Here is a 14,815-nt window from a genome sequence, read left to right on the forward strand (position 1 = left end):
AAGCCAGCGACTTAGGCTGGCTTTTTCTTAAATTGGGAATGAATCAAAATACTCAATACGATTAATTATTTTGATTTAACTCTTGAGCAAAGGCTTCATCAAAGCTTGCAAAGTCTTTGCTGTCAGTGCTTGCAGTCATATCAAACGCTGCATTAAGATCATTGTCTTGTAGCTTCTGATCCGCTTTCTCTTTGCGTGCCTTGTGATAAGCAAGACCCGTACCTGCAGGAATCAAGCGACCAACGACCACGTTTTCTTTCAGACCACGTAGCTCATCCACTTTACCAGTCACAGCAGCCGCAGTTAGTACACGGGTGGTTTCCTGGAAAGAAGCCGCTGAGATAAAGCTTTCAGTTGCCAGACTTGCTTTAGTGATACCTAGTAATTGACGCTCGAACTGTACTGGGAATTTATCTTCCGCTTCTAGTTTCGCATTCAATGCTTTGATATCTGCATACTCGACCTGATCACCTTTGAAGTGGCTTGAATCGCCGCCATCAGTAATCTCAACTTTACGGAGCATCTGACGAATGATAACTTCGATGTGCTTGTCGTTGATTTTTACACCCTGCAAGCGATAAACGTCCTGTACTTCGTTGACGATATAATCAGCAAGTGCAGTCTGACCTTTCAAACGCAAGATATCATGTGGGTTCTGTGGACCATCAGCGATCACTTCACCACGTGCTACCGTCTCGTTTTCAAAGACGTTGATTTGACGCCATTTTGGAATCAGCTCTTCATGTACTTCACCATCTTCATTGGTAATAATGAAGCGGTTCTTACCTTTAGTCTCTTTACCAAAGCTTACGACACCAGTCATTTCTGCCATGATGGCGTGATCTTTTGGACGACGTGCTTCGAATAGATCAGCAACACGTGGTAGACCACCGGTAATATCTTTTGTACCAGAAGACGCTTGTGGTACGCGGCCTAGAATCGAACCGGCTGCTACTTTTTCACCATCGCTCACGCGGATGATGGTTTCAGCTGGTAAGAAGTAAACCACTTCTTTGCCTTCGTCAGTGTTCAAGATAATCGCAGGACGTAAGTCTTTTGCTGAGCTTGAACGGTCACGCGTGGCTAGAATCTCAAATGAGCTCATACCAGTCGCATCGTCAACTTTTACTGTTGCAGTCATACCATCAGTGATGTCACTGAAGCGTGCTGTACCAGCAAATTCTGTGATGATTGGATGCGTGTGCGGATCCCATTTAGCGATAGTTTGACCGCCTTCAACCTGCTCTTCATCTTTCACAAGTACGCTTGAACCATATGGTACTTTATAACGCTCACGCTCACGGCCAAGCTCATCGGTCAATGCGATTTCAGCTGAACGCGATACGATGACTAAGTGACCATCGGTATGCTGTACTGTTTTCATGTTTTCAAAGTGCGCTTGACCAGCATTACGTACAGAGATGCTATTGTCTACAGATGCTGAACTCGCAGCCCCACCTACGTGGAACGTACGCATGGTCAACTGAGTACCTGGCTCACCGATAGACTGAGCGGCCATAACACCAACTGACTCACCAATGTTCACTTTATGACCACGTGCAAGATCACGGCCATAACACTGTGAACAAACACCATGCTCAACATCACAAGTAATAACTGAGCGTACCCAGATATCATCAATCGCGTTGCTATCAAGGACGTTAACCCAATACTCATCAATCAACGTACCAGCTGGAACCAATACTTTATCAGCATCATCGTTATACGTCACATCACGTGCAGTCACACGACCAAGTACTAGCTCACCTAATTTCTCAATGATTTCACCACCTTGGATATGTGGCTTCATGAGTAGGCCTTCTTCAGTACCACAGTCATCACTCGTGATAACCAAATCTTGTGCCACGTCAACCAGACGACGAGTTAGGTAACCCGAGTTAGCTGTTTTTAGTGCTGTATCCGCTAGACCTTTACGTGCACCGTGAGTTGAGATGAAGTACTGTAGTACGGTCAAACCTTCACGGAAGTTCGCCTTAATCGGTGTTTCAATGATTGAGCCATCTGGTTTCGCCATCAAACCACGCATACCGGCCAACTGACGAATCTGTGCTGCACTACCACGAGCACCAGAATCCGACATGATAAAGATCGAGTTGAATGATTTCTGCTCGTCTTCCTCACCTTGCGCATTGATGACTTTATCTGTTGCCAAGTTATCCATCATCGCCTTAGCGACTTTATCATTGGTACGTGACCAGATATCGACTACTTTGTTATAACGCTCACCAGCGGTCACAAAGCCTTGCTCAAACTGATCTTCGATTTCGCGAACTTCGCCTTCTGCCACTTCGATGATTTGCTTTTTCAGTGGTGGAATGACCATATCGTCGATACCGATAGACACACCAGATAGCGTCGCTTGAGCAAAACCAAGATACATCAATTGGTCAGCAAACATAACACTTTCTTTTACGCCAACTTTACGGTAGCAAGAGTTGATCAAACGAGAGATGTTTTTCTTCGTCATCTCTTGGTTACACTCATCAAACGTCATACCTTTAGGCATGATGTTCCAGATAAGTAGACGACCAGCAACCGTATCTTTGATACTGATTTCTTTGGTCTCGTTACCTTCTTCGTCAATTTGCGTCTCAGTAACACGCACTTTGATCTTCGCGTTTACATGTAGGTCGTTTGAACCAATCGCACGTAATGCTTCATTAACGGTAGCAAAAATCATGCTCTCGCCTTTGGCATTGATCGACGAGCGACTGATGTAATATAGACCTAGTACAACATCCTGAGATGGTACGATGATCGGATCACCGTTCGCAGGTGACAAGATGTTGTTGGTAGACATCATCAGCGCACGTGATTCAAGCTGTGCTTCTAGCGTCAATGGCACGTGAACGGCCATTTGGTCACCATCAAAGTCAGCGTTGAATGCAGTACAAACCAGCGGATGCAACTGGATGGCTTTACCTTCGATCAATACTGGCTCAAATGCTTGCAAGCCCAAACGGTGAAGTGTTGGCGCACGGTTAAGAAGCACTGGATGCTCACGGATAACCATGGCCAGCATATCCCACACTTGTGGCTCTTCACGCTCTACCATCTTTTTGGCAGCTTTAATCGTCGTTGCCAAACCATGAGACAATAGTTTGTTATAAGTAAATGGCTTGAATAATTCTAGCGCCATTTTCTTAGGTAGACCACACTGATGCAGACGTAGTGTTGGGCCTACAACGATAACCGAACGACCAGAGTAATCGACACGCTTACCAAGTAAGTTCTGACGGAAACGACCTTGCTTACCTTTGATCATATCTGCCAAAGATTTCAATGGACGCTTGTTACTACCAGTGATGGCACGACCGCGACGACCGTTATCAAGTAACGCATCTACTGACTCTTGCAACATACGCTTTTCGTTACGTACGATGATATCAGGTGCGCTCAGCTCAAGAAGACGCTTAAGACGGTTGTTACGGTTGATCACACGGCGATATAGATCGTTTAGATCTGACGTCGCAAAACGGCCGCCTTCTAGCGGTACTAGAGGACGCAAATCTGGTGGTAGTACTGGCAAGATGTTCATTACCATCCACTCAGGCTTGTTATTAGAATCACGGAATGCTTCTAATAATTTAAGACGCTTAGACATTTTCTTAAGCTTAGTCTCAGAACCTGTTTGCGGAATCGCTTCACGCAGCTCATCAATCTCAAGATCCATATCGATATCTTTCAATAGATCTTGGACAGCCTCAGCACCCATCTTGGCAGTGAATTCATCACCAAACTCTTCAAGCGCTTTGTAATAATCTTCATCATCAAGCAACTGATACTTCTCTAAAGAAGTCAGACCAGGCTCAGTCACGATGTAGCTTTCAAAATATAGAACGCGCTCGATATCACGTAGCGTCATGTCTAACAATAGACCGATGCGGCTTGGTAATGATTTTAGGAACCAAATATGCGCAACTGGACTGGCTAGGTCGATATGACCCATGCGATCACGACGGACTTTCGCAGTGGTAACTTCAACACCACATTTTTCGCAGATAACACCTTGGAACTTACGGCGCTTATATTTACCACATAGACATTCGAAATCTTTTACTGGACCAAAGATTTTGGCACAAAAAAGACCGTCACGCTCAGGCTTGAACGTGCGATAGTTGATGGTTTCAGGTTTTTTTACTTCGCCATGTGACCATGACTTAATGACGTCAGGTGAGGCTAAAGTAATTTGAATGCTATCAAACTCTGTATTACCGTTGCCGGTAGGGCTTTGCATGATATCGAGTAAATCTTTCAAGTTGCTTCTCCGTTATCTTTATAATCATCTGACAGCGTACCATTGACGCAGATAAGATGAATGAAGGCAATGAATAGGGTTGAGACAAATCACTAAAAGCAGCAGCAATAAAGCAGACTGCCTTTAGTGGACAACTAAGTTAAACAACGGGCTAGTTGCTTTGTTTTAACTCAATATTAATACCCAGTGATTTGATTTCTTTGGTCAGTACGTTGAACGACTCAGGCATGCCTGGATCCATATACTGCTCACCATCAACGATGTTTTTGTACATACGAGTACGGCCTTCAACGTCATCCGACTTCACCGTTAGCATTTCTTGCAACGTGTAAGTCGCGCCGTATGCTTCTAGTGCCCATACTTCCATCTCACCGAAGCGCTGACCACCAAACTGAGCTTTACCGCCGAGTGGCTGCTGCGTCACTAGAGAATAAGAACCCGTTGAACGCGCATGCATTTTGTCATCAACCAAATGGTTAAGCTTGAGCATGTACATGTAGCCGACAGTTACTTTACGGTCAAACTTCTGACCCGTACGACCATCATATAATGTCTGCTGACCATCGCGATCCATACCAGCAAGCTCGAGCAAGTCTTTAACTTGGCTTTCTCTTGCGCCATCAAATACTGCTGTGCCCATCGGTACACCGCCACGTAAGTTGTCTGCTAGCGCCATGATGTCATCATCACTTAAGCTATCAAGATCAACTTGTTCGCCACCGACTTGGTTATAGATTTGATCCAAGAAGTCACGTAGCTCTTTGATCGCTGCTTGAGATTTGAGCATACCATCAATCTTCTCGCCCAATCCTTTCGCTGCCATACCCAAATGCGTCTCTAGAACCTGACCGATGTTCATACGAGATGGTACACCAAGTGGGTTCAACACGATGTCAACGGTATTACCATTTTCATCATAAGGCATGTCTTCAACTGGCATGATGCGCGATACCACACCTTTGTTACCATGACGACCGGCCATCTTATCACCAGGCTGAATACGACGCTTAACCGCTAGATATACTTTAACGATTTTTTGTACGCCATGTTGTAAGTCATCACCAGCAGTCAATTTGCGTTTTTTCTCAGCAAACTTCACATCGATGTCTTTCTGCTTATCAACCAAGTAATCAGCGATTTGCGTTAGACGCTCAGAGATTTCTTCTTCTACTGGTTGAATATCAAGCAAGGTCTCAAGGCTCATATCTTTCATATCAGCCAATGCCATAACCGTACCAGCTTTTAGACCAGCACCACCGCTGACTTTTTGGCCATCTAATAGATTACCAATACGACCACGTGCCGCTTCTTCGAAGATACGTAGCTCTTCTTTTAAATCTTTGCGATAGCTATCAAGCTGCGATTTTTCAATCGCTCTTGCGCGTGCGTCTTTTTCAACGCCATCACGGGTGAAGACCTGTACATCAATAACCGTACCTTTACTTGAAGTCGGTACGCGTAGTGAAGTGTCTTTCACATCAGCCGCTTTTTCGCCAAAGATAGCCCGTAGTAGTTTCTCTTCTGGCGTTAGTTGCGTTTCACCTTTTGGCGTCACTTTACCAACTAGAATATCACCAGCATCAACTTCAGCACCGATATAGACGATACCTGCTTCATCAAGACTTGATAGTGCTGCTTCACCAACGTTTGGAATATCAGCAGTGATCTCTTCTGTACCTAGCTTGGTATCACGAGCCACACAAGTTAGTTCTTGGATATGAATCGTAGTGAAACGATCTTCTTTAACTACTTTTTCAGATAACAAGATTGAATCTTCGAAGTTGTAACCATTCCACGGCATAAATGCGATGCGGATGTTCTGGCCCAGTGCTAGCTCACCAAGATCCGTTGATGGACCATCAGCCAAGATATCACCCAGAGCAATCTCGTCACCTTGGTTAACAATGATACGTTGGTTGATACAAGTGTTTTGGTTAGAGCGCGTGTATTTGATCAAGTTATAGATATCGATACCCGCTTCACCAGCAGTCATCTCGTCTTCGTTTACACGAACAACGATACGTGATGCATCAACATCTTCAATCACACCGCCACGCTTAGCGATCACACAAACACCAGAGTCACGAGCAACGTGACGCTCCATACCAGTACCTACTAACGGCTTATCAGCACGTAGGGTAGGAACAGCCTGACGCTGCATGTTCGAGCCCATCAAGGCACGGTTAGCATCATCATGCTCTAGGAACGGAATCAGACCTGCTGCAACCGATACTACCTGACTTGGTGATACATCCATATGCGTTACTTTTTCTGGCGGCATACGAACAAATTCACCATAGCTACGTACACTGACCATCTCGTCAGATAACGCGCCATCTTCAGTCATCGGAGAATCAGCCTGTGCAATGACGGTGCCGACTTCTTCGATTGCTGATAAATACTCAATAACGTCTGTTACTTTACCATCAACCACACGGCGATAAGGCGTTTCTAAGAAGCCAAAGCTGTTGGTTTTAGCAAAGGTCGCTAGTGAGTTGATCAGACCAATGTTTGGACCTTCAGGAGTCTCAATCGGACATACACGGCCATAATGCGTATCATGTACGTCACGTACTTCAAAGCCTGCACGTTCACGAGTTAGACCACCAGGTCCTAACGCTGATACACGGCGCTTATGGGTAACTTCAGACAACGGGTTGTTCTGATCCATAAACTGTGACAACTGGCTTGAACCAAAGAATTCTTTAACCGCAGCCGCTACTGGCTTAGAGTTAATCAAATCTTGTGGTGACAAGTTGTCTGATTCTGCTGAGCTCAAACGCTCTTTAACCGCACGCTCGACACGCACTAGACCAACACGGAATTGGTTTTCTGCCATCTCGCCCACTGAACGAATACGGCGGTTACCCAAATGGTCAATATCATCGACATCGCCGCGACCGTTACGAATCTCGATAAGTTCTTTTAGAACGTTAACGATATCATCGTTGGTCAATACACTGCGTTCGCGCTGCACGTCTGGGTCATCGGTGTTTTCAAATGGCAGACCAAGGCGACGGTTGAACTTCATACGACCGACGTTGGATAGGTCATAACGATCTGCGTTGAAGAACATGCTCTCAAACAGTTTCTCAGCAGTTTCAACCGTTGGTGGCTCACCTGGACGCATAACTTTATAGATTTCGATCAATGCTTCTTCACGGCTTGAGGTACTATCAGCACGTAGCGTATCGGCAATATAACTACCTTGGTCGATATCGTTAGTGAACAGAATACTGAACTCTTTGATGGCACCACTGGCTTCAAATGAGTTCAATTTCACCAATAACTCGTGGTCAATTGGCGTATTTGCTTTAGCGATGATTTCATCATTAACAACGATGTCTTCAGCTAAGATACGCTCATATAGATACTCATCAGGCACAGCAATTTTCGTCATACCTGCTTCTTCAAGCTGACGGATACGGCGTGCGTTGATACGTTTGCCCTGCTCTACAATAACGTCACCTTCAGGTGATACGATATCAAACTGAGCCATCTCGCCACGTAGACGATCAGCAACTAGATCAATCTCGAACGTCTCTTCAGCTTTATAAACAGCCACTTTATCAAAGAACAAATCTAGAATTTCAGATGTGGTCAGACCAAGTGCACGTAAGATGATAGAAGCCAATAGTTTACGGCGACGGTCAATACGAGCAAAGACCAAGTCCTTTGCATCAAATTCAAAGTCTAACCATGAACCACGGTAAGGGATGATACGTGCGTTATAAAGCACTTTACCACTTGAATGCGACTTACCTTTATCATGGTCAAAGAACACACCAGGTGAACGATGTAGCTGAGATACGATAACACGCTCAGTACCATTAATGATAAAAGTACCGTTAGCTGTCATCAAAGGCATCTCGCCCATGTAAACGCTTTGCTCACGGATATCTTTGATAGCAGCTTTGCTATCTTTGTCTTTACTGTCTTTGTCTTTGATGATCAAACGGATTTTGACACGCATTGGCGCCGCAAACGTTGAACCACGTAAGATACACTCACGCTCATCAAATTCAGGCGTGCCTAAATAGTACTCAACAAATTGCAACTCGGCGTTACCAGAGTGACTCTCAATTGGGAAAATAGAGGAATACGCAGCTTGCAAACCAGTATTCTCACGAGCTTTTGGCTTTTTGTGCTCTTGCAAAAATTGCTCATAAGAATCTACTTGAATAGACAGTAAATAGGGAACGTCCATTACAGTGGGCAATTCAGCAAAACTTTTGCGAATACGCTTTTTTTCAGTATAAGAATATGCCATCGAGAGTCCTTACAGTAAACGTGGAAACAAATTAAAAGCGTGGCCAGTATGCATAAATACGATGCAAACATGGCGACGTAAACGATAATATAAAACGGGTTTTCGTGTTCAGTTCATGTCTTTTCTGTCAATTACTACTTTACTCATCAGTGCTTACCTAGCACACTTCACTTAATCTCGTCGTTGCTTGCTAAATTCATGGTAAGTGAATCAATCTATATGACTGTTGCAACCAAAAAATTCAATATTATATAATCTATAATGCATTGCCTATGAGGCTTAATTTACAAATACATTGCTGGAAAATAACGTCTATTAAGATTGCATATAAACCACTTGCCATCTAGACTGCTTATTTTACCGAACTATGTTCCCTACACATACAAACTGTCTATAAGACTAAATATCGACAGTCATGCCACACTAAGTAGGCAACTTATGATCAACAGCTTTTTCAGAATACCGCTTTTTTCAGGATTAATAATCGGGGTAACTATAACTTTAAGAATCAGTATAAACTATAGTGTTGATAGGAAAGCATGCAGACACAAAAAAATGCCAAACATCTACAGACGTTTAGCTGATATTAACTGATTTTAAAAAATGGTATGTGTACTTGCATGTATATCGTCTGTCCTTTTGATGGGTATCCACCGTTAATGCATACGTATGTTGGCAGACACAAAAGGTCAAGCTACGAATTATAATAAAAAAAAGCTGGCAATGCAAGGCATTACCAGCTTTTTTTCTGTACAGCGTTAAACTTATTTTAGTTCAACAGTTGCACCAGCTTCTTCAAGTTTCTTTTTCAACTCTTCAGCTTCAGCTTTAGATGCGCCTTCTTTGATTGGAGCTGGAGCGCTTTCAACCAAATCTTTCGCTTCTTTTAGGCCAAGACCAGTTGCTTCACGTACGGCTTTAATTACGCCAACTTTCTTCTCGCCAAAGCTAGCAAGAACTACGTCAAACTCGTCTTTTTCTTCAGCAGCAGCAGCAGCAGGACCAGCAGCAGCAGGTGCAGCAGCAACAGCAGCTGTTACGCCGAATTTTTCTTCCATGTCGCTGATTAACTCAACGATATCCATTACTGACATTTCAGCGATTGCATTTAACACGTCATCTTTAGATAGTGCCATGAGAACTCTCCGTTATCTGATAAAAATTAATTGATTCTAATATCGCTTTGATTGATTGCCGAATGTGGCAATAAAATTCAACCAAAATTAGCGATGTTAAAGTTACGTTAAAACAAGCAATTAAGCAGCTTCTTTTGCGTCTTTGATTGCCGCTACAGTGCGAACGAACTTGCCAGGAACAGCGTTCATAGTCTGGACAAGCTTGGTCACTGGTGCATTCATAGTAGCCATCAAGATAGAGATTGCTTCGTCGCGAGTTGGTAGCTTCGATACGCGCTCTAGCTCTTCTGGACCATAAACTTCACCACCGACTGATACTAATTTGGTCTCTAAAGCTTTGTTATCTTTGCTAAAGTCGAAAACGACTCGTGCTGCAGATCCCAAATCTTCCATAGAGAAAGCCAAAAGTAGTGGACCAGTCATACGGTCTGACATGCTCTCAAACTTAGTGCCTTCAAAAGCGCGTTTTGCTAGTGTATTTTTTACCACTTTCAAAACAACACCTTTATCACGAGCTTGTTCGCGAAGCTGAGTAAGCTTAGCAACACCAATTCCGTGATACTCGGCAGCTACTGCTGAGTAAGCATTAGCAGCAACTTCAGACACTTCAGCCACAACTTGTTGTTTTTGCTCTAGCGTTAATGCCATAAGTTGACTCCTTTAATCTTATCAATCTGCTTATCATAAAAGCGCTAAAAATCGAAATTTTCGCAGGCTTAAATTTTAAGCTGGGACTGACTTGATACGACACATTACCAGCGGATTCAATTAATGAAAAAAGCATCTACTGGTAACGACTGATTACGGCACCGTTATCAGAATGACGTTGAGTAATAGTTTGAAGGTTATATAAATAACCTTACCGCCCTATTCGCTCGTGTCTTAAACTGTGTGGGCCACCGTCTGCGTAGGACAACTAAGATTTTCATCTGTCGTCGATTAACAAAAGTGACTCAGTATCATATTTAACCATTCGAAAATTGCTATCTATGACGCTAAACCACTCTCTACCTACGGTCTTAGACAGCGTAGCAAATACTACGCTGACCTAATTTTTAAATATAGTGTGTGCTCATCATTCAAAATACTTGAAGTTCAAGTACTCAAAAATAGAGACTTTAATTATTTTGCAGTACGATAAGGAACAGCGTCGATCGTTAGACCAGGGCCCATCGTGCTAGACAAGGTAATTTTCTTAATGAAAGTACCTTTAGAAGTAGCAGGCTTAGCACGCTTTAGATCAGAAAGAATCGCTTGCGCGTTTTGCTCGATTTGATCAGCAGTGAAACCAACTTGGCCGATAGTTGCATGGATGATACCAGCTTTATCAACACGGTACTGTGCTTGACCTGCTTTCGCGTTAGTCACAGCTTCAGCAACGTTTGGCGTTACCGTACCAACTTTTGGGTTAGGCATTAGGCCACGTGGACCTAGGATTGTACCTAACTGACCAACAACACGCATAGCATCTGGAGCTGCGATAACAACATCAAAGTCCATGTTACCGGCTTTGATTTCTTCTGCTAGGTCTTCAAAACCAACGATGTCTGCACCAGCTTCTTTAGCGGCTTCAGCAGCAGCGCCTTGAGCAAATACAGCAACACGTTTGGTTTTACCAGTACCAGCAGGTAGGTTAGTTGCACCACGAACCACTTGATCAGATTTACGTGGGTCAACACCCAAGTTTACTGCGATATCAATAGACTCTTTGAATTTTAGCGCTGGCAAATCGTTTAGGATTTGAACCGCTTCTTCAATAGTGTACTGTTTTTCGTTATCAATACGGCTTTGAATTTCTTTTTGACGTTTGGTTAGCTTAGACATTATACACCCTCCACGGTAATACCCATTGAACGTGCAGTACCAGCGATGGTACGAACAGCAGCGTCAAGATCAGCTGCAGTTAAGTCTGCATTCTTAGTCTTAACGATTTCTTCTAGTTGTGCACGGTCAACTTTACCAACTTTAGCAGTGTTCGGTGTACCTGAACCTTTAGCAATACCAGCAGCTTTACGTAGTAAGTACGCAGCTGGTGGTGACTTCATGATGAAGGTAAAAGATTTGTCGCTGTATACCGTGATCTCAGTTGGGATCGGTAGACCTGGCTCTTGGCCTGAGGTCGCAGCGTTAAATTCTTTACAGAACGCCATAATGTTCACGCCTTTTTGACCCAAAGCTGGACCAATAGGTGGTGAAGGATTTGCTTTGCCTGCAGGCACTTGCAGTTTGATGTAACCATCAATCTTCTTAGCCATGATACTCTCCTAAATGGGTGATAGCGCCAAATCAATGTGGTATATACCTAATTGACTAACAGCTCCCCGGTTGATGAACTTTTTGCTGATTTAGTCTAGTTTTTCAACTTTACTAAACTCAAGCTCAACCTGTGTAGGTCGATTAAATACGTTTACCGTTAGATGTAGTTTAGACTTCTCATAATCCACTTTTTCTACCAACCCTTTAAAGTCAGTGAATGGACCATCAATAACCAACAATTCTTCGCCTGGCTCAAATAGTGTTTTAGGACGTGGGTCAGTTTCAGTCTGGTTCAAACGGTTTAAGATACGATCAGCTTCTACTTGCGTAATTGGCGCAGGCATCTCAGGCGTACCACCGATAAAGCCCATAATACGCGGACAGTCTTTTACGATGTGCCAAGTATTGTCGTTCATTTCCATCTGGATCAATACATATCCAGGAAAGAACTTACGCTCACTCTTACGTTTTTTGCCGTCTTTCATTTCGACGACTTCTTCAGTAGGCACCAATACATCACCGAACGACTCAGTAAAGTCACTACGGTTAATACGATCAGTTAATGAACGTTGTACTTGTTTTTCATATCCTGAAAACGCTTGGACAATATACCAACGCATATCACGCTCCTGATCATTATAAATAAGTTGTTAAAAGTAAATATCTCGCCAATAATCACTAATACGTGCTATTAACCGATAAAGATACCAACAAACCAATTAAAAAAGTTATCCAATAACCAAATAAAGAACCCAGCAATCGCAATCACAACAATAACTTGCCATGTGTATTGAAAGGTTTCGTCTTTACCTGGCCATGTTACTCGGCGAAGCTCAACACCTGCGTCTCTTAATAATATTTTAAAAGCACGGCCTTGATGCGTCATTGCCAAGCAAATTAATGCAAATACAATAAGTGCGACAATGATACCAATACGTACCCAGACGTCGTTGGCTGGTTGCCAATAGCCTGGTAAATATTGATTAACTAGAGTCGCACCGATCAAAACAATTGCGGCAAGTAGCCACAAAATCAAATCTTTGATTGAGCCAGTCTTAGCAACTTCAACAGCAGAAGTACCGTTCGCTGAGATGTGCTTATCTTTAGACAGCATTCCACCAGCAACCGCCTTGGCATCAGATAACTTAGTCTCGAGGTTATCTTGATTATTGCTCATAAAGAACTCGCTTCGGAGATGGTGGGGTACAACAAAGATGAGATAAGAAGATGGCAGGCGATGTAGGACTCGAACCTACAACCCTCGGTTTTGGAGACCGATGCTCTACCAATTGAGCCAATCGCCTATGGGTGTAAAGGACAGCATTATACAATATTTAGCATAGAATGCAAGCCTTTGGCGGTAAAATTGTTAATTTTTACCTGATATTGCATTTACCAAAAGTCACTATATTAATCATAGGCTTTCTCACTATGGTTTAGATTAACCATACACGTTAAATGCAGCGCTAATATAGCAAGCTATGCGCCAAATTACAATACAGTATATTATAAATAAATGGCCAGTATCAAAAGAACCATTTTACCAAAGCTTAGATCTAATTGTGCAAACACCTCTATTTCAACACCCAAAAAAAAGCCACCCTAGATAGGATGGCTCTTTTATGACTAATTCATAAGCTCATTGCTGAGACTGATTGATTAGTTCAATACGTTAGCAACAACACCAGCGCCTACAGTACGGCCGCCTTCACGAATTGCGAAGCGAAGACCTTTGTCCATAGCGATTGGGTGGATAAGCTCTACGCCCATCTCAACGTTGTCACCAGGCATGACCATTTCAGTACCGTCTTGTAATTGGATTGCGCCAGTTACGTCAGTGGTACGGAAGTAGAACTGTGGACGATAGCCGTTTAGGAATGGTGTGTGACGACCACCCTCTTCTTTTGACAGTACGTATACTTCTGCGTCAAATTTGGTGTGAGGCGTGATTGAACCTGGCTTAGCTAGTACTTGGCCACGTTGTACGTCTTCACGCTTAGTACCACGTAGTAGTACGCCACAGTTTTCGCCTGCACGACCTTCGTCAAGCAGTTTACGGAACATCTCTACACCAGTACAGGTGGTTTTTTGAGTGTCACGGATACCAACGATTTCGATTTCGTCACCAACTTTTACGATACCAGATTCAACACGGCCGGTTACTACGGTACCACGACCTGAGATTGAGAATACGTCTTCGATTGGCATTAGGAATGCTTTGTCAACGTCACGCTCTGGCTCTGGGATGTAGGTGTCTAGTACGCCTAGTAGTTCTACAACGGCTGGTTGGCCGTATTTTTCTTGTGAGCCTTTTAGGGCTTCAGTAGCAGAACCGTGGATGATTGGGGTGTCATCACCTGGGAAGTCATAGTCGTTCAATAGTTCGCGAACTTCCATTTCTACTAGCTCAAGTAGTTCTTCGTCATCTACCATGTCACATTTGTTCATGAATACGATGATGTATGGTACGCCAACCTGACGTGACAACAAGATGTGCTCACGAGTCTGTGGCATAGGGCCGTCAGTTGCTGATACAACTAGGATTGCGCCGTCCATCTGGGCTGCACCGGTGATCATGTTTTTAACATAATCGGCGTGACCTGGGCAATCTACGTGTGCATAGTGACGGCTGTCTGTGTCATATTCTACGTGTGAGGTGTTGATGGTGATACCACGTGCTTTTTCTTCTGGTGCTGAGTCAATAGACGCGTAGTCTTTGGCTTCGCCACCAGAGGTGATTGCAGCTACGGTTGCGATTGCAGCGGTAAGGGTGGTTTTACCATGGTCAACGTGTCCGATGGTACCGACGTTGACGTGTGGCTTGCTACGTTCAAACTTGGCCTTTGCCATGGGTATTTCCTCTTTTTTTTGGTT

At 43.6% G+C, this 14,815-nt stretch carries 9 protein-coding genes and 1 tRNA gene; all 10 read right to left on the reverse strand.

Annotated elements, in window-relative coordinates; all coding sequences use genetic code 11:
- Window positions 1-61: 61 nt before the first annotated feature.
- Window positions 62-4,279, reverse strand: coding sequence for a DNA-directed RNA polymerase subunit beta' (rpoC, locus tag JMX83_RS06710; RefSeq protein WP_201599893.1), 4,218 nt, complete (start codon window positions 4,277-4,279; stop codon window positions 62-64).
- A gap of 151 nt (window positions 4,280-4,430) precedes the next feature.
- Window positions 4,431-8,549 carry a DNA-directed RNA polymerase subunit beta gene (rpoB, locus tag JMX83_RS06715; protein ID WP_201599896.1) on the reverse strand — a complete coding sequence of 1,373 codons (4,119 nt, stop codon included), beginning with the start codon at window positions 8,547-8,549 and terminating at the stop codon, window positions 4,431-4,433.
- A gap of 764 nt (window positions 8,550-9,313) precedes the next feature.
- Window positions 9,314-9,685, reverse strand: a complete 372-nt coding sequence (gene rplL, locus JMX83_RS06720; RefSeq protein ID WP_057761722.1) for a 50S ribosomal protein L7/L12 — start codon at window positions 9,683-9,685, stop codon at window positions 9,314-9,316.
- Between the two features lie 120 nt (window positions 9,686-9,805).
- Entirely contained in the window at window positions 9,806-10,333 is a 528-nt protein-coding gene (rplJ, locus tag JMX83_RS06725) for a 50S ribosomal protein L10 (RefSeq protein WP_025652244.1), read from the reverse strand.
- Window positions 10,334-10,807: 474 nt separating this feature from the next.
- Window positions 10,808-11,509, reverse strand: a complete 702-nt coding sequence (gene rplA / locus JMX83_RS06730; protein ID WP_201599898.1) for a 50S ribosomal protein L1 — start codon at window positions 11,507-11,509, stop codon at window positions 10,808-10,810.
- On the reverse strand, window positions 11,509-11,940 hold the full coding sequence (gene rplK / locus JMX83_RS06735) for a 50S ribosomal protein L11 (protein ID WP_058025423.1): 432 nt from the start codon (window positions 11,938-11,940) through the stop codon (window positions 11,509-11,511). The genes rplA and rplK overlap by 1 nt, the downstream gene beginning before the upstream one ends.
- 90 nt (window positions 11,941-12,030) lie before the next feature.
- A complete protein-coding gene (gene nusG / locus JMX83_RS06740; RefSeq protein ID WP_201599900.1) occupies window positions 12,031-12,561 on the reverse strand; it encodes a transcription termination/antitermination protein NusG in 531 nt (176 codons plus the stop codon).
- A gap of 71 nt (window positions 12,562-12,632) precedes the next feature.
- Window positions 12,633-13,118: a preprotein translocase subunit SecE gene (secE, locus tag JMX83_RS06745; RefSeq protein ID WP_201599902.1), complete on the reverse strand. Its 486-nt coding sequence runs from the start codon at window positions 13,116-13,118 to the stop codon at window positions 12,633-12,635.
- A gap of 51 nt (window positions 13,119-13,169) precedes the next feature.
- Window positions 13,170-13,245: transfer RNA gene (locus JMX83_RS06750), tRNA-Trp, on the reverse strand.
- Between the two features lie 355 nt (window positions 13,246-13,600).
- Window positions 13,601-14,791: an elongation factor Tu gene (tuf, locus tag JMX83_RS06755; RefSeq protein WP_201599904.1), complete on the reverse strand. Its 1,191-nt coding sequence runs from the start codon at window positions 14,789-14,791 to the stop codon at window positions 13,601-13,603.
- Between the last annotated feature and the right edge of the window lie 24 nt (window positions 14,792-14,815).

It is taken from the genome of Psychrobacter piscatorii, from assembly GCF_904846415.1.
Lineage (GTDB): Bacteria > Pseudomonadota > Gammaproteobacteria > Pseudomonadales > Moraxellaceae > Psychrobacter > Psychrobacter piscatorii.